The following is a 24789-nucleotide window of genomic DNA, read 5'->3' as shown; positions in this document are numbered from 1 at the left end:
GCAGCAGGCCTTTGATTTTTCAAGCGTTGTTTAAAGTGTGGAGAAATATTATAAAGGAGGAGGCTTTGCTTTGCACGGTGCATTTTTCTAAAACCGCTGGGATAAAAAAAGCCCGCTTAAACGGGCTTTTAATAGGGCTTTTGTCAAACAGTCAAATTACTTTTTGTAACGACCCGTTTTGATATCGCTCCACATCAAGTAGACATTGCCACCAATGATGTAAACGACTGAAAAAGCCACTGCAAATAATGCAATACCAATTTGAACTGATTGTGGAAGGATGTCTGCCCAAATACCTAGTAATACAGCAAGTGGTAGTACAACCGTTACAACGATCACGCCTAGCATTTTCATAAAGTTGTTCATGTTTATTCCTCAGATAGTGTTGGTTGTTTCAACATTTCGAACTATACCCATCTTGCGGTCAAAATACAAATTAAAATATTGATTGAAGTCAAGAAAAATAACTTATCGCAAAGGTTTCTTCAATTTTTTGACAGGATTGGTTCAGGTTGGCACCCTATTCGATATTTTGCACCTGTTCGCGGATTTGTTCTATCAAAACTTTGAGTTCCACACTGGCTTGGGTGGTTTCAGAGTCCAGCGCTTTAGAGCTTAGGGTATTGGCTTCTCGGTTCATTTCTTGCATTAAAAAATCAAGGCGACGGCCGACGGGTTCAGGGTTTTCAAAGGTTTGACGAACGGCTTCAATATGGGTGTTTAGGCGGTCGAGTTCTTCTTGGATGTCGAGTTTTTGTGCCAGCAGCGCAATTTCTTGGTGAAGGCGTTGTGTGTCTAGTTCGGTGTTGCCGAGCAGGTCTAATAGGCGTTGTTGCATTTTTTCGGTGTGTTTTAGCAAGCGGTCAGGTAAGCGTGCGTAAACCACAGCAATTTGGGATGCAATGGCCTCTAGCTTTTCTAGCATCAAGTGTTTGAGTGCTACGCCTTCGGTTGCTCTTGCCAAATTAAAGGCTTCGAGCAGGCTTGAAAAGCTTTGCAAAATATCACTTTCAGCAGCGCTTAAATCTAAGTTTTCGGTGCTATTTTTAACCAGGCCTGGCCAGTTTAAAAGGCTTAAAGGGTCGGTGGGCGCCAAATTGGGGAAGGCGTTTTGCAATTGCTCTAATGTGTGACCGAGTGTTTGAATCACGGCAGGGTCAAGTTGTTGAGCGCTATTTTGTTGTGCATGGAACTTTAAAAAAACTTCAACCTTGCCGCGGTTTACGCTTTTTTTGAGTAAATCGCGTAACGGCATTTCAAGGTGTCGAAAAGGTTCTGCCAGTTTGAAATTGGCTTCTAGATAGCGTTGATTGACGGCCCGAATTTCCCAAGAGAGTAAGCCTTGTGGGAGTGGAAGTTCATGGCGGGCAAATGCGGTCATACTGTTCATGAGCGGGTCTCGTTTTTGTATAATGCGTTTTATTGTAAATCAGGAGTCAATGGTAATGCAGAATTCAACGGTGGTTTTGGCCTCTGGAAATGTGGGCAAGTTAAAAGAGTTGTCTGAACTTTTGGCGCCTTTGGGCTGGCAAGTGGCTTCGCAAAAAAACTTTTTTGACGAGGAAGTCGAAGAAACGGGTTTAACTTTTATTGAAAATGCCATTTTAAAGGCGCATTATGCGGCACAAAAAACCGGTTTGCCGGCCATTGCTGATGATTCTGGTTTAGAAGTAGATGCTTTGCAGGGCAGACCTGGTATTTATTCGGCGCGTTATGCTGCCCTTGGCGATGGCAATGCTTCGGATGCTGATAACATCACTAAATTACTGGCAGAAATGCAGGGACAAACTCAGCGCAAGGCCTGTTATTACAGCGCGATGGCGTTTGTGCGTTTTGCCGAAGACCCAACCCCCTTGATTGGATTGGGGCGTTGGTGCGGTGAAGTCTTAGAGGCGCCGCAAGGCACAGGTGGTTTTGGATATGATCCAGTCATTTGGATGCCAGAATTTGGCTGTTCTGTTGCCAACTTAGCGCCTGAGCAGAAAAACAAAGTCAGTCATCGAGCTTTGGCTTTGGCGCAACTGGTTGCGCAATTAAAAGCCGAGTTGATTTTATAACTCGTTGAAATGTGTATAATTTGAATTTGTTTATTTTTTAAGTGGTATTTGGAGCTCGCATGAAACAAATTCCTTATCAGGATTTGGTTGAACATCGTCGTTATAACGCCAAAGTCATCAGCTATGATGAACTGAACAAATCTCCAAATGCGGCTTATACCAAATTTAAAATTCGCCCCATCGACGCTTATCGTCTGATTCGCCCTTATCTACAATCCAAAATTCTTGAACAGTTAAAAGCAGTTTTGCCGCTCGCGATTTATTTGGCGTTGTTTCAAATACTCATCTTAAGACAGTCGGTGGCCGATGCGGCCGTCATAACGGGCGGCTTAATGGCAGTTGTGCTCGGTTTGATGTTGTTTATGGAAGGCCTAAAACTCGGTTTGATGCCGTTTGGCGAAGTGATTGGCAATAAACTGCCGCAAAAATCCAGTTTGCCGGTGGTCTTAACCATCGCATTTTTGTTGGGTATAGGCGTGACTTTTGCCGAACCAGCCATCGGGGCTTTGAAGGCGGCTGGCTCTAATGTGAGCGTAACGCAAGCGCCTTATTTATATACGCTGCTCAATGATTGGTCTGGCACTTTGGTCTTGGTAGTCGGCATAGGCGTGGGCTTAGCCGCGGTGCTGGGAACAATGCGCTTTTTGTATGGTTGGAGTTTAAAACCGTTAATTGTGCTGACCTTATTGCCAACCTTGTTACTGACTTTTTATGCCTTTCAAGATGAACATTTACGCTTAATGGTCGGTTTGGCCTGGGACAGTGGCGCGGTAACCACAGGGCCGGTAACTGTGCCGCTGGTGTTGGCTTTGGGCATTGGCATTGCATCAGCTGCGGGCAGTGGTAATCAATCTTTATCTGGGTTTGGTATCGTGACCTTAGCTTCCTTATTCCCAATTTTAGGCGTATTGATGCTGTCAGTTTATTTGGTTGAAACCGTTCCGCTAGCGACGATTATGGCAGCCAGTCAAACAGCGGTTGTAGAAGCGCCTTCTTGGATGGACGCAACGCCCTATGCCGAAATCATTGGCGGTATTCGCTCTATTGTGCCTTTGGTGTTGTTTTTGGGCTTAGTGCTGGTGTATGTTTTAAAAGAAAGTTTGCCCAACAAAAAAACCGTGTTTTTGGGGTTAGGGTTTGCGGTGTTGGGCATGATTATTTTTAACATAGGTTTAACCTATGGTTTGGCAAAATTGGGCGGACAATCGGGCTCTTTGATTCCCTGTGCGTTTACCGAAGTGCCAGGGATTGGTGAATCACCGTTGTATTGGTTTTCATTAGGGATTTTGATTGCCTTGGCTTTTGCTTTTGTTTTAGGGTTTGGCGCCACCTTAGCGGAGCCCGCTTTAAATGCCCTGGGCATGACGGTTGAAAGTTTAACCAGTGGTGCTTTTAAAAAGAAAACCTTGATGATGGCGGTGTCTTTGGGCGTTGGGTTTGGGATTGCAGTGGGTGTCGCCAAAATTGTTTTTGATTTACCCTTGGCTTACATTTTAATTCCTGCCTATTTGTTTGCTTTAATCTTAACTTTCGTATCCTCAGAATCCTTTGTGAATGTCGCTTGGGACAGTGCGGGTGTGACCACTGGGCCTGTGACAGTACCGCTGGTCCTTGCGATGGGCTTGGGTCTAGGACAAGCGGTCGGTGCGGTTGAAGGATTTGGAATTTTATCAATGGCTTCCATTGGCCCCATTATTACGGTCTTGATAACGGGTTTGTGGATTAAATATCGCAGCCAGGTGTGTAAGCCTAACCAACCCTGTCAAACAAAGGAATCTAAGGCATGATTAAACCGCAAAATTCTCCCAAAGAAATGACGATTTTAACCGGCGTTTCATTGATTACCTGCATGATTCAAAGAGGTATGGCGGATGCCGTGGTGGCCGCTGCCAGAGCAGCAGGCGCCCAAGGGGCATCGGTACAATTTGGGCGTGGCGCTGGCGTGAGAGAGCGTTTAGGCTTGTTGAGTATTACGGTAGAAGCCGAAAAAGAAATTGTGCAAATCATGGTATCGCGTCAGCAACAAGAAGAAGTGTTTGCCGCCATGTTTAACGCGGGCAAGCTCGATACCCCGGGCATGGGCATTATGTTTGTTACCCCGTTAGAAAAAGCCGCCACCTATATTCCAGAGGCAGTTTTGCAACGCATCGAAAAAGATCGTTTGTCGGGGCATAGATAACATGCTCAGTTTTGCAGAGATTAAACAACACTTGCAGTGCGCCAAACTGATCAGCTGTGTGATGGCGCGTGGTCATGCAGAGGCAGTGGTGCAGGCTTTGCACAATCAAAAACATGTGTTGGGGATTGATTACGCCACTGGCAGAAATCAGCATGTGCAAATGGGGCAAAGAGATTGGCAAGAGGTTGATATGATTACCGCCATCGTTGCACCTGAATATGCTGAAGAAGTCTTCTATGAAATGTATTTCTTAGCGAAAATTGCCGAGTTTGAAGGCGGCATCATTTTTCAAGCCGATCTAGGGTTTTCAACCAATTATGAATTGCCTGATTTAACGGAGATGGTTGCTGAAGAAGTCAGCTTAGAAAAGGATTTGCCTAAATAAAACAGCAAAAAAGCCCTAAAAACGACCAGGCCTGGTCAAAATTCGTGATTTCTATTTGCAAAATAAAGCCGTTTTGCATGAATGGGCGTGTCCACACCATCAGACTAGTTTGATTTGGTGCTGGTTAAAGTGCAGGCTAAAGCCTGCGCCCCTCTGATGCTATTTTGACAGCGAATGGGGCGAAGGCTTTAGCCTTCTTATAATCAATCGAGTCTGACCCTTTTGATTTTTTGAGTTTTTTGGCTAGGTTAAACCTCGCCACAATCACCGTTTTTAAAATCGTTTTTCAATTTTACATAATGCGCGGCAGAATATCTAAAAAATGCTTTCTCAGCATCGGTTAAAGGGCGCGCTTGTTTTACAGGTGAACCGACATATAAATAGCCACTTTCCAACACTTTGCCGGGTGGCACTAAGCTGTTTGCTCCCACCAAAACATGTTTTTGCACCACGGCATTGTCTAACACCACGGCACCCATGCCAATCAAACATTCATCTTCAATCACACAGCCATGCAGCACGACATTGTGACCAACCGTCACATCTTGCCCCACAATACATTTAGAGCCTTTGGAGCGCTCAGATTCATGAGTTGTATGTACCACTGCGCCATCTTGAATATTTGAGCGTGCACCAATGATGATGTCGTTCACATCGCCGCGCAAAGTGGCGTTTGGCCAGATACCAACATCTTCCGCCAATTGGCATTTGCCAATCACCACGGCAGAGTCATCCACCCAAGCCGATTCGGCGATTTGTGGCACTATGCCTAAGTATTTTCGTATGCTCATCATTTGTCCTTTTTTGCATGTCATTGCGCAACAGTTTAGCAAACTGAGTTAAAAAATAAACCTGCACTTCGCCTGTGTGGTTTTTAAACAAAAAAACCACGCTTGGTCACAAGCGTGGCAAACTCACTGGGATGTTTTGATTGTATGGCGGGTTATTTGTATTTCATTGGGCGCATGGTTACCAACTCTTCTGCGGCCGATGGGTGAATGGCGATGGTGGCGTCAAAGTCGGCTTTGGTCGCACCCATTTGTACCGCTACGGCAAAGCCTTGTAACATTTCATCGGCACCATCACCGACGATATGCACACCGACCACCTTTTCATCTTCACCGACCGTGACCAATTTCAAAGCGGTTTTGATTTGGTGTTCGGTAAAGGCATAGCGCATGGGCGTAAACACCGAGGTATAAACCTGCACATTGTCATGTCCAAATTGGCGGCGCGCATCATGTTCTGCCAAACCAATCGTGCCGACCGGTGGGTGCGAGAAAATGACCGTGGGCACGGCGTGTAAATCGAGTTTTAAGTCAGGGCGATTGTTGTAGAGGCGTTCTGCCAAAAAGCGCCCAGCACGAATCGCCACGGGGGTGAGTTGAGGCTGGCCGGTGACATCGCCGATGGCATAAATGTTATCCACCGCCGTTTTGTGAAACTCGTCAACTTCAATAAACCCTTTGCCATTGACACTGAGACCGACCTTTTCAAGTGCTAAAGGTTCGGTGAGGGTTTCGCGACCGACCGCCCAAATCACTTGGTCGTAACCTTCTAAATGTTGACCATCTTCACTTTCAACGGTGAGCGTGCCATCAGCCGCACGATATAAGCGTTTGACTTTAAAGTGGTATTCTTTGTGAATGCCGCTTTCAATCATAGCATCGGTGAGGGTTTCACGAATCATGTCATCAAAGCCGCGCAATACCAAATCTTTACGGCTGAGCAAAGAGGTGTCGGTGCCCAAGGCTTGTAAAACGCCCGCCAGTTCAACCGCAATGTAACCAGAGCCAATCACCGCCACTTTTTTGGGTTGTTCGGTCAGCGCAAAAAAGCCATCAGAGGTAATGCCGAGTTCGCCACCGTCTACTTCATTTGGAATTAAGGGTTTACCGCCGGGCGCAATCACAATCGTTTCGGCGGTGTAGTGTTTGCCATCGACCGATACCGTATGCGCATCTATCAAACTGCCCCAGCCGTTTAACACATCGACATTTTTGTCTTTCATATAGCCATCGTACCAAGTGGTGATGTTGCTGATGTATTGCTCACGGTTTTTAACCAGTTTTGCCCAGTCAAAGCCTTTAACCTCATGCTCAAAACCAAAATCTTTGGCATCGCGCAAGGCTTCGGCAATGTGCGCACCAAACCACATAACTTTTTTGGGAACACAGCCAATATTCACACAGGTGCCGCCGAGTTTTTTGGCTTCTACCACGGCACATTTTTTGCCATATTCTGCCGCGCGTTCAACCACGGACAATCCACCGCTACCAGCGCCTATTGCAATTACATCATAATCGTATGTCATTCATCACTCCTGTGAAACTCGGGTTTTAGATACCAAAAAGGCCTCCGAAGAGGCCTTGTTAAGCTGGGGTTGGATTATTTAGCTAAGAATTTCTCTAAGTCATCCGAACCGCCAATGTATTGGCCTTCGATAAAGATTTGTGGCACGGTATTGGCATTGGCAATCGCACGCAAAGTACGAGAAGTCACATCTGCGTTAGAGATGGTGATTTCTTCATAATGAATACCTGCTTTGGTTAGGTTTTCTTTGGCTTTCGCGCAGAATGGGCAACCAGGTTTCGTGAAAATGGTGGCCGCTTTTGGCGCTTGTGCTTCAGAGTTGATGTATTTCAACATGGTGTCGGCATCAGACACTTCAAATGGGTCGCCCGCAACATCAGGTTCGATGAACATTTTTTCAATCGTACCATCTTTCACCAACATAGAATAACGCCATGAACGCATACCAAACCCTAGGTCAGACTTATCAACCAACATGCCCATGCCTTCCGAAAATTCACCATTGCCGTCAGGAATTAAAGTGACATTGTTGGCTTCTTGGTCTTCGCCCCAAGCGTTCATGACAAAGGTATCGTTAACTGACATACACACAATGCTGTCAACGCCATTGGCGGCAAAAGTTCCAGCTAATTCATTGTAACGTGGTAGGTGAGCAGAAGAACAAGTTGGCGTGAAAGCACCAGGTAAAGAGAAAACGATGACCGTTTTGCCTTTGAAAAGGTCGTCTGTTGAAACATTTACCCATTCATTGTTTTGACGCGTACGGAAAATAACGTTAGGGACTTTTTGGCCTTCTTTGCTGATAAATCTAGACATGTTGTACTTCCTTTGGTTTTAAGTAAAAGTGTTTAACGAATGTTTCGTTGTTGGAGCCTATTATTCAGTAAATTTATCAATTAGTAAAATCAATTGTTTTAAAGTTAATGATAGTTTTTAACTAATCAGCAATAGCTTATTGTAATGGTGCGCCTTGAAGTGTGCGCATAAAAGGTTCTAGGTTGCCCATTTCTTGCGCATAAGCCATGAGTAATCCCATAATGGCTTCGTTTTCTTGTTGTGAAGCAATACGAGCGGCGAGTTGAAATTCACGGTCGGTTAAGCTGCCACTAAAGGCATTGAGTTCCAGTAAAGCGGCGACCATACCGGCATTTTGTAATAAACAAGCCGCCTGCAAGGGCTTAACACTTTCACCCGCGGCATCTTTGGCCACTTCTTGTTGTGGCGACACAAAATGTTCTTGCACCAATACCAGGGTCATCCAGTAGTTCATGTCAGGTGCTTCTTGGCTTTCAAGTACATTCATGAAAATTTCATTGGGATCAATTTTGTGTTTTTGAATGAGGGTTTTGACGGTGGCAGAAAAGGGGGCGCGGGTTTCGGGTTTTAGATTGAGTAGGTTCATAGTAGATTCGCTTTAATAAGTTTGAAAATCATAACCGAATTGGTGGGATTAGAAAACTTTAAAAGTGTTGCGGTTGCTTTTTGTGGGGTATTTTTTTGATTATATTGGAGCTGCTAGGATGGCCTAAAGGGGCGAAGGCTTTAGCCTTCTTCTTTAAAAGTTGCGCGCTTATCAGCAGGCTAAAGCCTGCGCCCCAAAGTTTGTGATTTTAAGGCCGATTTTTTAATTTGTATTTCTGAATTATGTTTTGTGCCTAGCGCCCTTGTTACTTTTTGGCTCGCCCAAAAAGTAACCAAAAAGTCGACCCTCTCATCATTTCTATGCCCCTAAAACTCAGGACTGGAAAGTGGCGAACTCGCTGCGCTCAAACAGCGCCACTTTTTCTCCAGTCCTTTCGTTAAGAGGCATCACGAAATGATTCAAAGGGAGTTTTAGGTATTCTGACAGAGCAGTTTGTCCTTTCAGAAGAAAGTGATCAGAACACAGGGCAAAAATCCATGAAGGCTAAAGCCTTCGCCCCTTTGATAATCGTCTCATTTGGGGCGCAGGCTTTAGCCTGCTTTCAACTCAAACTAAAAAAACGTTTGCAATTTTTTATTTAAGGGTGCTTTACAAAAATCTTATTAAGAAATACAAACCCAAAAGCGACCTTAATTTCCAAATTCAAGAGTAAATTAAGGCAAGCTTTGTCCACAAGCAAACCCTGATGCCCATGCCCATTGAAAGTTGTAGCCACCTAAATGTCCGGTAACATCTAAGACTTCACCAATAAAATAAAGCCCTGGTTGCTTAAACGCTTCAAAGGTTTTGGATGAAACTTCATCGGTATTCACGCCTCCTAAAGTGACTTCTGCCTTGTCATAGCCCGCTTTATCACTGGGATACACTTGCCAGTTGGCAATTAGTTGCGCATAAGCCTCAATGGCTTCATCGGATTGGTTGGCAAGATTGTCAAAGGGGTGTAAATTTAACCAGGCCTGGGTGAGTTTTTTGGGCCAGTATTGATTCAAAAACTTAGTTAAGCTGCCATTGGTTTTCTTAAGCATTTTGAATTCATCGGGTAAGTCTAAACGCGGTAGCAAATTAATGCTCAGCGGCATACCTTTTTGCCAATAATTGGAGGTTTGTAAAATGGCTGGGCCACTCATGCCTTGGTGGGTAAATAACAAGGCTTCTTGAAAACGCTGATTTTGAATGCTAATCGCCACTTCTAAAGCAATGCCCGTCAGGTTTTGGCAGAAATCTGCCCAGCGTCCTTCAAAGATTAAAGGCACCAGGCCTGGTGATTTTTGGATGATTTTTAGCCCAAATTGTTCGGCAATGTCATACCCCAATCCTGTGGCTTTGAGTTTGGGAAAGGATAGGGCGCCTGTTGCTATCACCAAACTTTTGCCGTTAAAAGTTTGCTGAGGCGTTTTGATTTGGTAGGTGGTGTGGGTGTAAGACACGCTTTCAATTGGGGTGTTAATTAAAAACTCCACACCAGCCCAGTCCGCTTCGGTGCGCAGTATTTGAATTAAATCACTGGCGCGTTCCGCACAAAACAATTTGCCTAAGTCGCGTTCCTCGTAAGCCAGTCCATGACGATCTACTAAATCAATAAAATCTTGCGGTTGGTAGCGAGCCAGTGCGCTTTTGACAAAGTGGGGGTTTTGGCAGAGGTAGTGATTGGGCGTGACCGTAAGGTTGGTGAAATTGCATTTGCCACCGCCAGAAATACGAATTTTAGCAGCCGCTTTGGGGGCGTGGTCCAGCACTAAAACCGATTTGCCTCGATAGCCTGCGGTGGTGGCGCACATAATGCCTGATGCGCCAGCGCCGATAATAATCACATCCCAATCTGAGTTTAAGGTCATTTGACCGGCTCCCACGGATGTTGGCGGCGTTGCGCTTCGGCAATCAGCAGTTGAAGTCCGGCCTCTGCTCGGCTAGCCAAGCCTTCAACGCCTAGCTCAATAGCACGCTCATTGTGGGCATTGATGGTGGGTAGGCTAAACAGTCTTAAGTTTGGGTTGTGTGCTTCAAAACTTTCCATAAACTCAACCCATTCAGACTCCGAGCCGCCAATCAAGCGTATGGCTTTTTCAACGGTGGGTTCGCCAAATAAATGCGCATAATGAGTGTCAAGCACCCATTCCATCATGGGTTTAGACATCATCGGAAAGCCTGGCATAAAGTGGTGGTGACGAATTGAAAAGCCGGGTACACGATTGTAAAAGTTGGGGATGATACTCGCGCCTTGTGGATACTCGGCCATATGAATGCGTTGCGGATAAGCGCCTTCGCCAAATTGCGCTTCGATTTCGGCAACCGCTTCTGGGTGGCGTTTGATAGGCAAGTTTAAAGCCGCTGCCGCACTTTGACGGGTGCGGTCGTCGGGTGTGGAACCTATGCCACCAAAACAAAACACTAAATCGCCCGAGTCAAAAGAGCGTTGCAAAGTTTGGGTGAGCAAGGTAGGTTCGTCACCTAAAATTTGCACCCAGCTCAAAGCCATGCCGCGAGGTTTCAGCAGGCTGTTGGCATTGGCAAGGTGTTTATCTTGGCGTTTACTGGAAAGCACCTCATCACCAATGATAATGAGGCCAATTCGTTTGGGGTTGAACATGATTTAAGATTTCTGACTGTGGATTTGGGCGTGCCAAAAGGCCATTTTTTCGGCCAGTATTTTGGGGTTAATGGGTTTTGAAATGTAGTCGTCCATGCCTGCGGCATAACATTTTTCTTCATCGCCTTGCATGGCATTGGCGGTCATCGCAACCACGGGTGTTTTGCTGAGTGCGGAATCCCATTGGCGCAATTCTTGAGTGGTTTGATAACCATCCTTTACCGGCATTTGGCAGTCCATTAAGATTAAATCGTAATGTGAGTTGGCAATCTTCTCTAGGGCAACGGCGCCATTTTCAGCAATGTCGGCGTCGTATCCTAATTTGCGCAGCAGCGCTAACGCAAGTTTTTGGTTCACTAGGTTGTCTTCAACCAGTAAAATTCGTAAGTCTTCATTCACGATGGATTCATCATCCGAGGCCTTGGCTTGCGCATTTTCATCAACGGCTTGAGGGGCTTCAGCCAGGGTCAGCGCGATGGTAAACCAAAAAGTAGAGCCTGTGCCTTCTTGGCTTTCAAAGCCAATTTCACCACCGAGCATCAATGCAAGCTGTTGAGAAATGGTGAGCCCTAATCCTGTGCCGCCATAGAGTCGAGTGGTGGAACCATCGACTTGTGAGAAGGCTTGGAATAATTTTTGTTTGGCGGATTCTGGGATGCCTATGCCAGTATCTTGCACCGAGAATTTTAAGTATTCATTGTGTTCGCCGGCAGCGGTGACAAATAATTGAATGGCACCATGAGGCGTAAATTTAAGGGCATTGCCCAACAAATTTAACAAAATTTGGCGAATACGCATGTCGTCACTCAAAATCCATTCCGGTAAACGATCATCTAAATGAGCGGCAAGGCTAAGGTTTCTTTCGGATGCACGTGGCTCAATGCTTTTTACGATTGAATGAATGAGCGGTTTAAGTTCGAAAGGTTTGGGGTCTAGATGGAGTTTGCCCGCTTCAATCTTGGAGAAGTCGAGGATATCATTGAGTACTGCCAATAATGCATTGGCAGAATCAGAAATGGTGTGTAACCAATCGGCTTGTTGTTCGGTAAGTTTGGCGTCTTTTAGAAGCTCAGACATACCAATAATCCCGTTCATAGGGGTGCGCACTTCATGGCTCATATTGGCCAAAAACTCAGATTTGAGTTTGGAGGATTCTAAAGCTCGGTTTTTGGCTTCTTGCAGTTCAGCGGTGAGTTGATCGCGTAAGAAAATCTCGTTATTGAGTTTTTCATTCATTTCCGTTTTTTCTGACAAAAGTTGTTGTGATGCCTTAAGCGTGTTTTTGAGACGCTTTAAAATCAAGCTGATTAGCAAGAACCCAATAAAAGCCATCAACATCATAATGGCAAATGTTTTTTGGGCACTTTGTTCTAGCGTTTTATTTAAGCCAGAAATAGGGCGAGTCACTTCTAAAACCCCCCGAACATCGCCCACTTTCCAATCTGTTTTTGGGGTGCCTGGATAGCTATTATGGCAAGCCACACAACTTTCACCCAGACGATCAGCAATGGCATATCTTAAAACCGTTTGACCATTTGATTCTTCAAAGCGCCAAAAGGGTTGCTCTGGATGGACTCGCAAAACATTCATGGCATCGGCTTCAAACTGGTCGCGGATACCGCCATTTTTGCGCCAAGAAAAAGGTTGGTCACTGAAAAGACGCACTTTGTAAGATTGGCTGTCTGAGGACAAATATTCGCCAAAGTCAGTGGCAAAGGTCGCAGGCAAGGGCACTGAACCGGCGATGTTGTGATAATCGTGCGTGATGACTATGCCTTTTTGACGCAAAGGCGGAAGTATTTTTTGGGCGTAAAAATTTCTAAACTGGCTAACAGAATAGGTAAAGTTTTTAGCATCGTCTAAAGCAATTTGATTAGAGATTTCTTTGTTTTGATGAAAATTGTGCCAAAACACCCAAGTGAGTCCGAGTATCAAACTGAGACTTAAAATGGCGATCCATTGTTGGTTGAGGCGGTTGAACAAGTTTTTTAACATCGTATATTTCTAAGATTTCTGTCCAGGGTTGTCATTTTGGTTAGTTTGAATGATACTCGAATATCATACCCGGCATCAGCCTTTGAGGGTGCCATTTTTTGAGTACGGTTTCGCATTCTGAAAAGACTTCCACTTCGTGGTGAGGTGGTAAATGGGTGATGAATAATCTGGGGTGATAGTTGAGTTCGACCAGGTCTTCACTCAGCGCAGCGGCATAGTAATGTTTTGCCAGTTCACTGATGGCGGCTTCTTTTTCTAAGTATTGGTTGTCTACAATCAAATCATCAACCTTAGGCAGTTGATTTAAGGTTGTCCAAAAAGCTTGCGTATGATGGCAGTCGCCCGAGAAAGCAAAACTGCCTTTGTTTGGTGAGCGACCCACCCAATAACCCACCGTTGGAACGGAGTGGTTGGCAGGTAAGGCTTGAATACTCAGGTTGTCAAAAGACATCATCCGATCAAGCGTCAAGGTATGTAAATGCACACAAGGCTCTTCTTTAGAGGGCAGTTGGGTGAAATCCGGCCAAATAATATTGTTAAAAATATGATTTTTTAAGGCGTCAATGGTATGGGGTAAAGCATAAACATCGATGGCTGGCAGCTTTAAACCTATCAGGTTGTTCAGCAAAAACGGTAAATGTGAAATATGGTCTAGATGGCTGTGAGTTAAGAAAATACGACGAATTTTTTGCATGGCTTCATAGCTTAGGCGCTCTATGCCTGTGCCCGCGTCAATTAGCGTATCTTCATTGATGAGGAAGGCAGTGGTTCCTTTGCCAGGCGCGATTCCGCCGCTACAGCCAAGTATCGTTAATTGCATACAAAATCGCCTTTATCGTATTTCCAAAACCCAAATTTACATTATGCTCAAAATATGTCAAACTGCAAATTAATCGACAAATTAGTTAGGGTTGTGCCATGTCAAATCCATTTTTAAAGAAAATTGAACAGCTAAATAAAATTGGTATTGCTTTGTCGGCACAATCGGATACGACCGCTTTGTTGGGACAGATTTTAGAAAGTGCTCAAGAGCTGACGGCGGCAGACGGTGGCACGCTTTATCGAGTTATTAATGGTAAGTTGCACTTTGATGTTATTTTAAATCGTACACTTAATATCAAAATGGGCGGAAACTACACCAAAGGCGTGCCTTTTGGGGCGATACCTTTGACAAATAATGATGGGTCAGCCAATTGTTCTGCCGTGGCGGCTTATGTGGGTAACCGTGGTGAAACGGTGAATATTGAAGATGTCTATTGCGACGATCGATTTGATTTTAGTGGCGCCTTAAAGTTCGACCAAAATGCCCATTACCGAACCCAGTCGATGTTGGCGATTCCGCTAAAAGATTTTGAAGACGAAGTGATTGGCGTTTTGCAGCTGATTAATGCGCAAGATGAAACGGGTCAGGTCGTTCCTTTTTCGGTTGAGTCAGAAAGTTTGGCGCGCTCTTTAGCGTCCCAGGCATCGGTTGCGCTAACCAACCGCCGCCTGATAGACGAGCACAAAAAACTGTTTGAAAGCTTTTCAAAAATGGTCGCAGATGCCATCGATAAAAAATCACCTTATACCGGCAAACATTGTGAGCGCGTTCCCGTGTTGACGATGATGTTGGCTGAAGCCGCGATTAACGCTCAAGACCCTATTTTTAAAGATTTTACGATGAACGAAGCCGAGCGTTATGAATTACAAACGGCGGCTTGGTTACACGATTGTGGCAAGCTGACAACGCCTGAATACATTATGGATAAGTCGACCAAGTTAGAAACGGTATTTGACCGTATAGAGTTGGTGAAAACACGCTTAAATTTGAAGGCTTTTCAAGAGATTGTTAGAAAACACGGTATTTCAGAAACTGAAATTGCCCAAACTCAAGCGAATTACCTCAGTGCCTATGAGCGTTTAAAACAAATCAATACCGGTGGTGAGTTCTTAAATGATGAAGGCATTGATTTTTTAAAGTTTATTGCGGGTAAAAACTACACTAACTTGATGGGCGAAAAAGAAAGTTTGTTGACTGACGATGAGTTAACCAATTTAATGATTCAACGCGGTACGCTCAATGATGAAGAGCGCGATATTATGCAAGACCATGCTGCCATGTCGATTCATATGTTGAATATGTTACCGTTTCCGAAAGACTTAAAGCGCGTTGCTGAGTTTGCCGGTGGGCATCATGAACGCATGGATGGTAAGGGTTATCCCAATCATTTAAAACGAGAGGAATTGTCGATACCCGCCAGAATGATGGGGATTGCGGATATTTTTGAAGCCTTGTCAGCCGGTGACAGACCTTACAAAGAAGCCAAAAAACTCTCTGAAAGTTTGAAAATTTTAGGGTTTATGAAAAAAGATGGTCATGTTGACCCAGACTTATTTAATCTGTTTGTCCGCGAGAAAGTGTATTTAAGATATGCAGAAAGTTATTTAAAACCAGAACAAATTGATGAGGTTGATCCGGCAAAGATTCCGGGTTACGAACCTTTGCCAGAAGCTTGAAAACGATTTATAAATCAAACGCTAATTTGATACCGATGTGCGCACCATCATCAAAGTTATAGGTCATGCCAGGCATGGTCATTTCGATTTTGCGATATCCAATATAGGCAATCGCTGTTGGCAATACTTGTACTTCAGCACGCAAGTTTATTTCACTGGCAGACTCAATTTTGCCACCACTTAAAACGCTGGGTCCAATTAAGTATTCAGCAGTCACTGCCACAGGTGCTTCTGTTTGTATCCAGTAACGCGCAAATCCACCTAACATCGCACCATAACCATCGTCCGTCCCACTATTCGGTTGTAAATAGTAGGCTTTCCCCTTTAATCCAACATCCAAATTAGGCGCAGCTTCAAATCCTAAGCGAGCTACACTGCCAAAGCCAGAGATTAGGTTACCATTTTTATTGGTGTGTAAAACATCGACACCTAATATTTGCGATTCACCAGCAAAATTATTCTCTTTAGATACGCCAAATCTTAAAGCGTCATTAGACAGATTAAGGTCCGCTGCTAATTGGGCGTGCGCTTGTCCTGATAAACCTAAACTGCTTAAAAGCGAGATTAGGGCGATTTTCTTTAAATTCATGGGTGTTCCTTTTTGGTTGGAGCAAAATAATCTTTTAAATTGTCGCACAAAATCAACGAAAAATCATGGATTCAGTCTGTAGGCGTGTCAATCAGTGATTTGCCCACTGCGCCAAGCTCGAATGGCAAAGCGAGCAGGGTGACTGGCATAATAAAGTGCAGACGGTAAGTTGAGTGGCTGTTGCGTGATTAAATCCCCCAAGAGTTCGGCTGCCAAAAATACTGACATCAATCCGCGCGCACCGTGCCCGTTATTGACATAAAGTCCCGGGTAATATTGCTGCTTTGGATAACGATAAACCACATGGGTATGGCTTTGACTGAGGTAATTTTGTTTCATAAAGTCAGCATCGGCGACTGGGCCAATCATTGGTAAATGGTCGGGTGAAGTGGGGCGAAACGCGATATTGCCACTTAACTCGGTGGGCGCACGGTTTATCCACTCGGGTAGCGCGCTTTGCGTGGTGCTAAGGTTTTCAGCTTGTGCTTCCCAAGACAGTTTGGTATCCATGTTAGGTGCTTCAAAAGTGGCGCCACTTAAATGGGTATGAGCATCTAGGCTAACACTGTAACCGCCGTGTGTCAGTGGAAAGCGTAATGGGGTTTTGATGTTGTCAGCGTGGAAATGGGTCACTTGCCCTTTGACAGGCCGAACTGGCAGGCCAAGTTTTTGATTGAGTGAGTTGCTTAAACTGGCGGTGGCAAATATTAAAACGGGCGCTGAAAATTGAGTGCCCTGCGCGGTTTGGACTTGCCAGTGAGTATCCTGCCAAACAAAGTCAGTCACTTCAATCTGGGTTTTGAGCGTTATCTTTGGGTGTTGTAAACAGCGTTTAACCACGGAGCTGGGCTGAACCCAGCCACCTTGTGGAAAAAACAATCCATTAAAGTTAACGGTTTGCCCCAGTTGCTCGCTGAGTTGGTTGGCGTTTTGCCAAGTTGCAAAATTGTTCGGCAAACCGACGCGTCTAAGGCTGTCTTGAATGCGTTGTTCTGCAGTAGGCGTTGCAGCCAATTGAATCAGTCCATCCAGTTTGCCAATGATTTCAGCGTTTTTTAGCCAGTTTTTTAACCAGGCCTGGGTGGTTTGATAGCCTTTTAAATACCATTGACTGCGCAAATTCCAATCGCTGGTAATCAGGGGGTGGAGTGTGCCTGCTAAATTGCCGGAAGCTTCTTGGGCGACTTGGGCATGGCGTTCTAAAACGGTGACCTCAAATCCTAGTTGAGCCAATTGAAATGCTGTGGTGGCTCCCGCTAAACCGCCACCAACCACTAGGGCTGTTTGCGCGGAAGGGACAAAGTCGGGGCGCACAAACCACGGAAATTTTGGCGCAAATGGTCGCTGTTGTGCCAGTTGACCAAATAACATTTCACGCTTGACGCCATAGCCGACATCTTTTTGGACGCAAAATCCCGCGGCTTTTAAACCACGGCGTACCTCGCCATTGGCGGTAAAGGTTGCAAAAGTGGTTTGAGCATGACTCAGGCGCGCCATTTGAGTGAATAAACTGGCTTGCCACATATCGGGGTTTCGAGAGGGCGTGAAGCCGTCTAAAAACCAAGCGTCTACTGGCGTTTCAAATTCGGGGAGGCCCTGTAAAACATCGCCAAACCACAGGGTGACTTTAAGGCGGCTGGGTATGAGGATTAAGGTATGCCAGCCGGGCAGTCGAAAGGGGTAGTTTTCTAAAAGCGCTTGGCTGATGGTTTGCAAGGTGGTGTTGTCGCTAAAGGCTTGATGCACTTGGGCAAGGATTTCAACTTCGAGTGGGTATTTTTCAAAAGAGATAAAATGTAACTCACCTGCTGGTGTGTTTTCTAACCAAAGTTGTGCTGCTCTTAAAAAGTTTAACCCAGAGCCAAAGCCCGTTTCGGCAATGCAAAAGTCTTTAGCAGTTTTAAAGCGCTCGGGCAATTGATTGTGTTGCATAAACACATAATCAATTTCAGCAATGGCACCATCGGTGGAGTAATACACATCATCAAAGGTATCTGAAACCAGAGTATGGTTTTCGCGCCAGTGAATTTGGGCGGGCTGCAGGACGTCAAGTTTCATGGTTTGCTCAGCTCAATTGGCGGTCGTGGTTGCTTGGCTTGTAAGCGTTGTTGTTGTAAAGGGTCGTGCGTGACCCAAAGCGCACAAGCCTGGTGATCTTGAACATAGTGCATAACAAAGGCTTCAACGGCTTGAGTCGTCTCTGGGTCAAGGTTGGCGGTAATTTCGTCAAGCAATAAAACTTTAGGTTGATGCACTAGCCCCCTAATTAAGGCCAAGCGTTGCTTTTCGCCACTGGAGCAGTTTCTGGGAAGCTGTTTGAGGATGTTTTTTTCCAGTTGTAATGCTTGCAGATCCTCTACGAGTTGGGCCGTTTTTTCTGGGTTGACATCAAAATGCGCCGCCATGTCTTCCCGCCACCAGGCGGTTTCAGCCGAAAACCACATCACTTGGCGACGCCAGTCTTCTGGGCGGTTATGGCTTTGCGAAAGGTCGTTTAGCCAGATTTCACCGTCGTGTACCTCTAGATCGGCCAGCGCGCGCAATAAAACCGATTTTCCTGAACCAGACTTGCCCGTGATGCAGCGAATTTCTTGTGGTTGTAATTCAAAACTAATGGCACTTAATCGGCCTGCAACGGCCACTTGATTGACTTTAAACATGATTGATCTATTTGTTTACTTGGTTGTTAAGGTAAATACACCATCCCAATCTTGAGGTGGCGGTGTTTGCAGATAGGCTTCACAGCGTTCGGCATAGAGTTCTTTAAAGTGCGCAAAAGGCTCGTCGGGCAGCAGTAAAAAAAGCCGTTGAGCTTCGGTAAAGTTTTGTGCATGATAAGCATTGAAAGCCTTATTGCAAGTTTCAACCAGCTCAAACATGTCTGCAATATTGGCATCTCCAAGGTCCGCTAAGGGCAGATAAATTTTAACGGGTTCGTGTTTACCCTTGACGCGAACCTGGTCGATTAAGGCACAGGGAATTCGTTCATAAATTGCTTCACGGGTGAATTCCGAAATCAGCAATTTTAAACCGTATTGTTTGGTCAGCCCTTCTAGGCGAGAGCCCAGGTTAACCGCATCGCCAATGACCGTATAGTCCAGTTTTTGGCTAGAGCCGATATTGCCTAAAATAACTTTACCGGTATTGCCACCTACACCGATGGCAATGGGTTTTAAACCTTGGTCAATGAGTTTGGTATTGACCTCTTCGAGTTTTCGAGTCATGTGTATCATGGCTTGGGTTGCGTGAAGGGCGTGGTCTGGGTCGGGTAGTGGGGCGCCCCAAAAGGCCATGGTGGCATCACCGATAAATTTATCCATGGTGCCGCCATGGTCGAAAGTGACTTGCGTCATGGCATCTAGGTGAATGTTGAGTAGGCGCACCACTTCTGCCGGTGTTAAGGATTCTGAGATGGTGGTAAAGCCTCGAATGTCGGAGAAGACTACGGTCATTTCTTCTTCTTTACCAATTTCAGCTTCGGCTTGTTTTTCGTAATTATCCAGCACCATATTCAGCGCGGCAGGTGATACATATTGCGATAACATACTGCGCACACGGCGTTTCTCTCGCCCTTCGGTTGCCGATAGATAACCGCTGATGAGCAGCCAAGTGCTCAGAATACTGATGAGCGGAGGCATTAAATCCCATTGCAAAGCGTAGTGCGACTGTAAGCCAATGCCGGTGCCAACCACCAATGAAGCCAGTATCAATGGGTAACCCGTTTGCAAAAGTATCGAGGTTTGATTGATGGATAACATCATGGTTAAAAGTGCTAAAACAAAAATACTGGCCACCACGCTAACAGCATCAATTTGGGTTATAAAGTCCTTATTAATGAGGTTGCTGGCAATCGAGGCGTGCAAAAATACTCCGGGCCAACGGCTTTCCATGGGGGTGGCTTTCATGTCTTCTAGGCCGACCGCACTGGTGCCCACAAAAATGGTTTTGCCGGCAAACATTTCAGGGTTGACATAACGCGGGTCGGTGTAAAGGGCTTCTAAATTACCGCGACGCAATTGCTCAACGGATGCCAAAACACTGCCAATCGAAAAGGTTTCAAAATGTTTGTAAAAGTTGACCTGGTAGTTACCATCTCTATCGAGCGGAACGGCTAAATCATCCAAATACAGGGTTCGGCGATTTTGCGTTTCGACTACCTTTTGAATGTTGAGGCGATCCATTAAGGGCGCTGTCGATAAAACGGGAAAGAAATCGCCATTATAATCTCGGAAAAGACGAGTGCGACGATAGGTGCCGTCTAGGTCTGGTGAGAATTCAACCACGCCCATGGTGCGGGCGTTTTGGTAAAGACCATTAAATGAAATGTAATAGGTGTTATTGGCACTGGTTTGTAAGCCTTGCGTATCTGGCAAGGCAAACTTGTCGTGGAATAATTCTGGTAAGGGTTTATTGGGATTAGGGTTAGAAGGGTCGTGTAATAATTGCATGGCATGGGTTGCGATGCCACTTTGTGCAGTCGCATCCACAAACGCTAGGTCATGCTCAGAATGCTGTTTGTCGGCATCCAGCGCACGTTCGGTAAATAGAATATCGAATGCCACCCCTTGTGCGCCGCCCATGCTCATAAATTCAAGTACATCTGCCCAAACCGAGCGCGGCCAAGGCCAGCGACCAACCAGTGGGTCAAGGGTTGCCAAGGAGGCTTCATCCACCAATAAAATGACCACATTCTTGTCAGCATGCAGTTCACTGCGCAAGAGTTGGCTTTTAAGGTCGTCGACCTGCCACTCCATTTTCTTCAAGCCGCCACTTAAAAATAAACCTGAGGTGATGACAAACGCCAGCAATGCAAGCAGGGAGCCATGCAGATATTTGCGTTGTTGTTTGCTGAGTTTCATCGTTTATCCTTAAGTTTTAAAGCAATAAAGGCGTTAAAGGCGCTCGAGTTTGGCAAAACCAACCACCAGCCATTTACTGCCAGCCGCTTTAAAATTGACTTGAATGCGGGCGTGTTCGCCCGCACCTTCGGTGGCCAATACCGTGCCTTCCCCAAATTTTTGATGAAACACCCGATCACCTAAGGCAAAGCCAGTTTGTTGCGCTAAAGCATCATTCAATTTGGTTTCATTCCAACCCGAGGTTTGTCCGCCGCTTGAAGGGCGTGCGGAGCCTGTTAGGCGCACAAAGTCCACGCAATCATTTGGAATTTCTTTAATAAAGCGTGACGGTTGCGGGTAAAACTCTGAGCCATGCATTCGGCGGCGATTGGCAAAAGTGATCATCAATTGTTTCTCGGCACGCGTGATGCCCACATAAGCCAAACGGCGTTCTTCTTCGAGTTTGTAAGCATCATCGGTCGATTGTTGCGAGGGGAACAAGCCTTCTTCAACCCCCACCATAAAGACTAACGGAAACTCCAAGCCTTTGGCAGAATGCAGTGTCATGAGTTGCACGCACGATTCCCATTTGTCGGCTTGTTGTTCGCCCGCTTCCAGTGCCGCTTGCGCTAAAAATTCTGCCAAAGGCGATGCATAAGCCACATCGCCCAGCGAATCTTCGATGGCACTTTGTGGCGTTTTGAAAACACTGGTGGCGTTAATCAATTCGTCTAAGTTTTCTAAGCGGCTCTGGCCTTGTTCTGAGGTGTCTTTTTCAAAGTGCAGTTGCAGGCCAGACCTTGAAATGACTTGCATCGTTTGGTCTTTAAGTTCTTGACCTTCGCCACTTTCTTCGAGGCTTTCAATCAGCGTTTTAAAGCTCATTAGAGAGGTTTGTGCTCGCGCGGTGAGGCCTTGTTCGAGCAAAGATTCCATCGCATTCCATAACGACACACCTTCCATTTTGGCAATGTCACGAATCATGTCGGCGGTTTTGGCGCCGATGCCGCGCGGCGGATGATTGTAAATGCGTTCAAAGGCGGCATCGTCTTGGCGGTTGAGTATCAGGCGCAAGTAAGCCAAAACATCTTTAACTTCGGCACGGTCGTAAAAGCGCAGGCCGCCGTACACCCGATAGGGAATCTTGGCCTGCAATAGGGCTTGTTCAATCAAACGAGATTGGGCGTTAGAACGATACAGCACCGCCGCATCACTGCGCTCGCCGCCTTCTTTAACCCATTGGTTGACTTGGTTACAGACATATTGCGCTTCGTCGAGGTCGTTAAAGGCTTCGTAAATTTTAATCGGATTGCCGTCATCACCCGCCGACCAGAGCGTTTTGCCCATGCGTTCTTGGTTGTGGGCAATCAGGGCATTGGCAGCTTTAAGAATGGTGCCGGTTGAGCGGTAGTTTTGTTCTAAACGCACAGTTTTAACATTGGCGAAGTCTTGTGAGAATTGGCGAATGTTTTCAATTTTGGCACCGCGCCAGCCGTAAATGGATTGGTCGTCATCCCCCACAATAAATAATTTGCCCGTCGCACCTGCCAGCACGCGCAACCAAGCATATTGCAAGGTGTTGGTATCTTGAAACTCGTCTACCAAAATATGACGAAAGCGACTTTGGTAATGCGCCAGCAAATGCGGATGTTTAAGCCAAAGCTCGTGCGCACGCAATAACAATTCGGCAAAATCCACCAGGCCTGCCTTTTTACATTGTGCTTCATAGGCTTGGTAAATTTGCACCATGCGCTTCACAAACGGATTATGGCCTGGGTCAATGTGCTGGGGGCGACGACCTTCTTCTTTTTCACCATTGATAAAGGCTTGCACTTGGCGATGCGGCCATTGTTGCTCATCCAGCTCCATGGTTTTGAGCAGGCGTTTAATGACGCGTTTTTGGTCGTCGGAATCGAGAATTTGAAAACTTTGCGGCAAACCGGCTTCTTGAAAATGCTGGCGCAATAAACGATAAGCAATGCCGTGAAAGGTGCCCATGGTGAGTCCTTGTGATTGGTTGCCAACCAAGGCTTCAATACGGCCACGCATCTCAGCGGCGGCCTTATTGGTAAAGGTGACCGCCAAAATATTGTAAGACGAAAACCCCATGACTTGCGTCAACCACGCAATGCGATGCACCAGCACTTTGGTTTTGCCGCTGCCCGCGCCCGCTAAAATTAAAGCATGCTGATCTTCGGTGGTCACCGCATCACGCTGTGCATCGTTGAGGGTGTCGATAATGTGAGAAATGTCGTCCATGGGGAAAGCCTTTATTTGAATCTAATCATTATAGCTTTTGAGGCCAAAATTAGGCTAAAAATGACCAGGCCTGGTTAAAATTGACTGGTTTACTGGGTTTTTATTGCCGGCTAAAGTGTTAAATTCGTTATAATTCTCCGCATTAAAAATGTTGAGAGGTTTGATAAATGAAAATTGTTTCTTTTAATGTCAACAGCATTCGGATGCGCTTGCATCAACTCGAAGCGCTCATTGCGACCCAAGCGCCCGATGTGATTGGACTGCAAGAAACCAAAGTGCAAGACCACGAGTTTCCTTTAGAGGCCTTGCAGGCCATGGGCTACGAGGCGATTTATATCGGCCAAAAAACCCATTATGGGGTGGCCTTGTTGTACAAAAATACCGTGAAATTGATTGCTGAGCAAAAGGGTTGGAAGTCCGATGACGACATCGCGCAAAAGCGCATGATTATTGGCGACTTTGAAGATGCGCAAGGTAATCAAGTGCGTGTGGTGAATGGCTATTTTCCGCAGGGCGAAAACCGCAAGCACGAAACCAAGTTTCCGGCTAAGCAGAAATTTTATGAAGATTTAATGGCGTATTTACAAACGGACTGCTCGCCTGAGCAAAATCTGGTGGTGATGGGCGACTTTAATATTTCGCCACAAGATATGGATATCGGCATAGGTGAAGCCAGCCGCAAGCGTTGGTTGCAACAGGGTAAAACCAGTTTCTTGCCAGAAGAACGCGAGTGGTGGGCAACTTTGACAAGCTGGGGATTGTTTGACACTTATCGCACGATTTATCCCGAACCGAATGGGCAATATAGCTGGTTTGATTACCGCTCAAAAGGCTTTGAGGATGAGCCAAAACGCGGACTGCGCATTGATACGCTCTTAGCGACGGCAGCTTTAAACGCCAAGGCGGTTGCCAGTGGCATTTGCTACGATGTGCGTGGCATGGATAAGCCCTCAGACCATGCGCCGGTTTGGACTGAATTTAAATTTTAAGGAAACACCATGTTACAAAAAATGACTTTGGTCGAGCGTGTCTTGTTAACACCCGACATCCTTCAGCTGTTGCTCAATCCCAGTGAGCCGTTTGATTATCAAGCGGGTGATTATGTTTTATTGGGGTTGGACGAGGCTGACTTGAAGCCTTTTTCAATCGCGTCTGCGCCGCGTTTGGATGGGATGATTGAGTTGCACATTCGCAATCACGATAACAGTGATTGGATGGTCGCTTTGTTTGAGGTGCAACGCTATGACACCTTGTTTGTGCAGGGCCCTAAAGCGCAATATCAGTTGGATGCCAACTTGGATAAGCCACTCATTTTTGTGGCTGGCGGTACGGGCTTTGCCCCGATGAAAGCCTTGCTAGAGGTGGCTTTAAAGCAAGGCGGTGAGCAAATTATAGAATTTTATTGGGGCGCTCGCACGGCGGCTGATTTGTATCAGCACACCGATATGTTGAGTTTGTGTAAGCAATACCCTAATTTAAATTACCTGCCAGTGGTGTCTGAGGAAGATTTTGGGGGGAGAACCGGTTTAGTGCATCAAGCGGTGTTGCAAGACCACCCAGATTTAAGTGGGTTTAGGGTGTATTTGTGTGGCCCTTGGCCGATGCAGCAAACTGCTAAGGCAGATTTTTTGGCAGCGGGCTTGCCGGAATCACAATTTAACTGAT

The 24789-nt window shown here is 45.9% G+C and carries 22 protein-coding genes; 7 read left to right on the top strand and 15 right to left on the bottom strand.

The features are described from left to right. Window positions 1-156: 156 nt before the first annotated feature. Window positions 157-366, bottom strand: a complete 210-nt coding sequence (locus THMIRH_RS10750; protein ID WP_173292089.1) for a hypothetical protein — start codon at window positions 364-366, stop codon at window positions 157-159. A gap of 154 nt (window positions 367-520) precedes the next feature. Further along, window positions 521-1390, bottom strand: a complete 870-nt coding sequence (locus tag THMIRH_RS10745; RefSeq protein WP_173292088.1) for a YicC/YloC family endoribonuclease — start codon at window positions 1388-1390, stop codon at window positions 521-523. Window positions 1391-1445: 55 nt separating this feature from the next. On the opposite strand from THMIRH_RS10745, the gene rdgB reads away from it, so the two are divergent. Genes rdgB through THMIRH_RS10725 form a run of 4 tightly spaced genes read left to right on the top strand, consistent with a single transcriptional unit; the run spans window position 1446 to window position 4621 of the window. Then, entirely contained in the window at window positions 1446-2057 is a 612-nt protein-coding gene (rdgB, locus tag THMIRH_RS10740; RefSeq protein ID WP_173292087.1) for an RdgB/HAM1 family non-canonical purine NTP pyrophosphatase, read from the top strand. A gap of 59 nt (window positions 2058-2116) precedes the next feature. Further along, a complete protein-coding gene (locus THMIRH_RS10735) occupies window positions 2117-3844 on the top strand; it encodes a DUF1538 domain-containing protein (RefSeq protein WP_173292086.1) in 1728 nt (575 codons plus the stop codon). After that, window positions 3841-4236, top strand: a complete 396-nt coding sequence (locus tag THMIRH_RS10730) for a P-II family nitrogen regulator (RefSeq protein ID WP_173292085.1) — start codon at window positions 3841-3843, stop codon at window positions 4234-4236. Before THMIRH_RS10735 ends, THMIRH_RS10730 begins: the two co-directional genes overlap by 4 nt. 1 nt (window position 4237) lies before the next feature. Further along, window positions 4238-4621 (top strand): hypothetical protein, encoded by a 384-nt coding sequence (locus THMIRH_RS10725; RefSeq protein ID WP_173292084.1) that lies wholly within the window; start codon window positions 4238-4240, stop codon window positions 4619-4621. A gap of 248 nt (window positions 4622-4869) precedes the next feature. Here the strand turns inward: THMIRH_RS10725 and THMIRH_RS10720 are convergent, their stop codons facing one another. The 8 genes from THMIRH_RS10720 to THMIRH_RS10685 form a co-directional block, all read right to left on the bottom strand. Then, window positions 4870-5412 carry a gamma carbonic anhydrase family protein gene (locus THMIRH_RS10720; RefSeq protein WP_198415228.1) on the bottom strand — a complete coding sequence of 181 codons (543 nt, stop codon included), beginning with the start codon at window positions 5410-5412 and terminating at the stop codon, window positions 4870-4872. Between the two features lie 152 nt (window positions 5413-5564). Beyond that, entirely contained in the window at window positions 5565-6935 is a 1371-nt protein-coding gene (gene gorA / locus THMIRH_RS10715; protein WP_173292082.1) for a glutathione-disulfide reductase, read from the bottom strand. 74 nt (window positions 6936-7009) lie between these two features. Beyond that, window positions 7010-7750, bottom strand: a complete 741-nt coding sequence (locus THMIRH_RS10710; RefSeq protein ID WP_173292081.1) for a glutathione peroxidase — start codon at window positions 7748-7750, stop codon at window positions 7010-7012. Window positions 7751-7886: 136 nt separating this feature from the next. Continuing rightward, on the bottom strand, window positions 7887-8336 hold the full coding sequence (locus THMIRH_RS10705; protein WP_173292080.1) for a hypothetical protein: 450 nt from the start codon (window positions 8334-8336) through the stop codon (window positions 7887-7889). Between the two features lie 674 nt (window positions 8337-9010). Further along, window positions 9011-10192, bottom strand: coding sequence for a BaiN/RdsA family NAD(P)/FAD-dependent oxidoreductase (locus THMIRH_RS10700; protein WP_173292079.1), 1182 nt, complete (start codon window positions 10190-10192; stop codon window positions 9011-9013). After that, a complete protein-coding gene (locus tag THMIRH_RS10695; RefSeq protein WP_173292078.1) occupies window positions 10189-10944 on the bottom strand; it encodes a competence/damage-inducible protein A in 756 nt (251 codons plus the stop codon). The genes THMIRH_RS10700 and THMIRH_RS10695 overlap by 4 nt, the downstream gene beginning before the upstream one ends. A gap of 3 nt (window positions 10945-10947) precedes the next feature. Then, window positions 10948-12939: an ATP-binding protein gene (locus THMIRH_RS10690; RefSeq protein WP_173292077.1), complete on the bottom strand. Its 1992-nt coding sequence runs from the start codon at window positions 12937-12939 to the stop codon at window positions 10948-10950. A gap of 40 nt (window positions 12940-12979) precedes the next feature. Beyond that, window positions 12980-13759, bottom strand: a complete 780-nt coding sequence (locus THMIRH_RS10685; RefSeq protein ID WP_173292076.1) for a 3',5'-cyclic-nucleotide phosphodiesterase — start codon at window positions 13757-13759, stop codon at window positions 12980-12982. Window positions 13760-13857: 98 nt separating this feature from the next. Between THMIRH_RS10685 and THMIRH_RS10680 the strand changes: the two genes are divergently transcribed. After that, complete coding sequence (locus THMIRH_RS10680) at window positions 13858-15438, top strand: HD-GYP domain-containing protein (protein WP_173292075.1); 1581 nt, start codon at window positions 13858-13860, stop codon at window positions 15436-15438. A gap of 7 nt (window positions 15439-15445) precedes the next feature. On the opposite strand, the gene THMIRH_RS10675 is transcribed toward THMIRH_RS10680, so the two are convergent. From THMIRH_RS10675 to uvrD, 5 genes are all read right to left on the bottom strand, one after another. Further along, window positions 15446-16027, bottom strand: a complete 582-nt coding sequence (locus tag THMIRH_RS10675; protein WP_173292074.1) for a YfaZ family outer membrane protein — start codon at window positions 16025-16027, stop codon at window positions 15446-15448. An 87-nt stretch (window positions 16028-16114) separates the two neighbouring features. Then, window positions 16115-18085 carry a bifunctional tRNA (5-methylaminomethyl-2-thiouridine)(34)-methyltransferase MnmC2/FAD-dependent 5-carboxymethylaminomethyl-2-thiouridine(34) oxidoreductase MnmC1 gene (gene mnmC, locus THMIRH_RS10670; RefSeq protein ID WP_173292073.1) on the bottom strand — a complete coding sequence of 657 codons (1971 nt, stop codon included), beginning with the start codon at window positions 18083-18085 and terminating at the stop codon, window positions 16115-16117. Then, window positions 18082-18687 carry an ABC transporter ATP-binding protein gene (locus tag THMIRH_RS10665; protein WP_173292072.1) on the bottom strand — a complete coding sequence of 202 codons (606 nt, stop codon included), beginning with the start codon at window positions 18685-18687 and terminating at the stop codon, window positions 18082-18084. Before THMIRH_RS10665 ends, mnmC begins: the two co-directional genes overlap by 4 nt. A gap of 15 nt (window positions 18688-18702) precedes the next feature. Then, window positions 18703-20886, bottom strand: a complete 2184-nt coding sequence (locus tag THMIRH_RS10660; protein ID WP_173292071.1) for a CHASE2 domain-containing protein — start codon at window positions 20884-20886, stop codon at window positions 18703-18705. A 33-nt stretch (window positions 20887-20919) separates the two neighbouring features. Beyond that, window positions 20920-23124 carry a DNA helicase II gene (gene uvrD, locus THMIRH_RS10655; protein WP_173292070.1) on the bottom strand — a complete coding sequence of 735 codons (2205 nt, stop codon included), beginning with the start codon at window positions 23122-23124 and terminating at the stop codon, window positions 20920-20922. 167 nt (window positions 23125-23291) lie between these two features. Here uvrD and xthA point away from each other — a divergent pair, with 167 nt between their 5' ends. Both xthA and THMIRH_RS10645 read left to right on the top strand, forming a co-directional pair. Continuing rightward, window positions 23292-24113 (top strand): exodeoxyribonuclease III, encoded by an 822-nt coding sequence (xthA, locus tag THMIRH_RS10650; RefSeq protein WP_173292069.1) that lies wholly within the window; start codon window positions 23292-23294, stop codon window positions 24111-24113. A gap of 9 nt (window positions 24114-24122) precedes the next feature. Beyond that, on the top strand, window positions 24123-24788 hold the full coding sequence (locus THMIRH_RS10645; RefSeq protein WP_173292068.1) for an NAD(P)H-flavin reductase: 666 nt from the start codon (window positions 24123-24125) through the stop codon (window positions 24786-24788). Window position 24789 lies beyond the last annotated feature (1 nt).

Source organism: Thiosulfativibrio zosterae, assembly GCF_011398155.1.
GTDB lineage: Bacteria > Pseudomonadota > Gammaproteobacteria > Thiomicrospirales > Thiomicrospiraceae > Thiosulfativibrio > Thiosulfativibrio zosterae.
Note: the sequence above shows the minus strand (reverse complement) of the source record. Positions and strands in the feature narration are given on the sequence as shown.

Bases quoted from the DNA above. Each gene is read 5' to 3' on its own strand.
- THMIRH_RS10750 (WP_173292089.1), bottom strand. From the start codon at position 366: ATGAACAACTTTATGAAAATGCTAGGCGTGATCGTTGTAACGGTTGTA.
- THMIRH_RS10745 (WP_173292088.1), bottom strand. From the start codon at position 1,390: ATGAACAGTATGACCGCATTTGCCCGCCATGAACTTCCACTCCCACAA.
- rdgB (WP_173292087.1), top strand. From the start codon at position 1,446: ATGCAGAATTCAACGGTGGTTTTGGCCTCTGGAAATGTGGGCAAGTTA.
- THMIRH_RS10735 (WP_173292086.1), top strand. From the start codon at position 2,117: ATGAAACAAATTCCTTATCAGGATTTGGTTGAACATCGTCGTTATAAC.
- THMIRH_RS10730 (WP_173292085.1), top strand. From the start codon at position 3,841: ATGATTAAACCGCAAAATTCTCCCAAAGAAATGACGATTTTAACCGGC.
- THMIRH_RS10725 (WP_173292084.1), top strand. From the start codon at position 4,238: ATGCTCAGTTTTGCAGAGATTAAACAACACTTGCAGTGCGCCAAACTG.
- THMIRH_RS10720 (WP_198415228.1), bottom strand. From the start codon at position 5,412: ATGAGCATACGAAAATACTTAGGCATAGTGCCACAAATCGCCGAATCG.
- gorA (WP_173292082.1), bottom strand. From the start codon at position 6,935: ATGACATACGATTATGATGTAATTGCAATAGGCGCTGGTAGCGGTGGA.
- THMIRH_RS10710 (WP_173292081.1), bottom strand. From the start codon at position 7,750: ATGTCTAGATTTATCAGCAAAGAAGGCCAAAAAGTCCCTAACGTTATT.
- THMIRH_RS10705 (WP_173292080.1), bottom strand. From the start codon at position 8,336: ATGAACCTACTCAATCTAAAACCCGAAACCCGCGCCCCCTTTTCTGCC.
- THMIRH_RS10700 (WP_173292079.1), bottom strand. From the start codon at position 10,192: ATGACCTTAAACTCAGATTGGGATGTGATTATTATCGGCGCTGGCGCA.
- THMIRH_RS10695 (WP_173292078.1), bottom strand. From the start codon at position 10,944: ATGTTCAACCCCAAACGAATTGGCCTCATTATCATTGGTGATGAGGTG.
- THMIRH_RS10690 (WP_173292077.1), bottom strand. From the start codon at position 12,939: ATGTTAAAAAACTTGTTCAACCGCCTCAACCAACAATGGATCGCCATT.
- THMIRH_RS10685 (WP_173292076.1), bottom strand. From the start codon at position 13,759: ATGCAATTAACGATACTTGGCTGTAGCGGCGGAATCGCGCCTGGCAAA.
- THMIRH_RS10680 (WP_173292075.1), top strand. From the start codon at position 13,858: ATGTCAAATCCATTTTTAAAGAAAATTGAACAGCTAAATAAAATTGGT.
- THMIRH_RS10675 (WP_173292074.1), bottom strand. From the start codon at position 16,027: ATGAATTTAAAGAAAATCGCCCTAATCTCGCTTTTAAGCAGTTTAGGT.
- mnmC (WP_173292073.1), bottom strand. From the start codon at position 18,085: ATGAAACTTGACGTCCTGCAGCCCGCCCAAATTCACTGGCGCGAAAAC.
- THMIRH_RS10665 (WP_173292072.1), bottom strand. From the start codon at position 18,687: ATGTTTAAAGTCAATCAAGTGGCCGTTGCAGGCCGATTAAGTGCCATT.
- THMIRH_RS10660 (WP_173292071.1), bottom strand. From the start codon at position 20,886: ATGAAACTCAGCAAACAACAACGCAAATATCTGCATGGCTCCCTGCTT.
- uvrD (WP_173292070.1), bottom strand. From the start codon at position 23,124: ATGGACGACATTTCTCACATTATCGACACCCTCAACGATGCACAGCGT.
- xthA (WP_173292069.1), top strand. From the start codon at position 23,292: ATGAAAATTGTTTCTTTTAATGTCAACAGCATTCGGATGCGCTTGCAT.
- THMIRH_RS10645 (WP_173292068.1), top strand. From the start codon at position 24,123: ATGTTACAAAAAATGACTTTGGTCGAGCGTGTCTTGTTAACACCCGAC.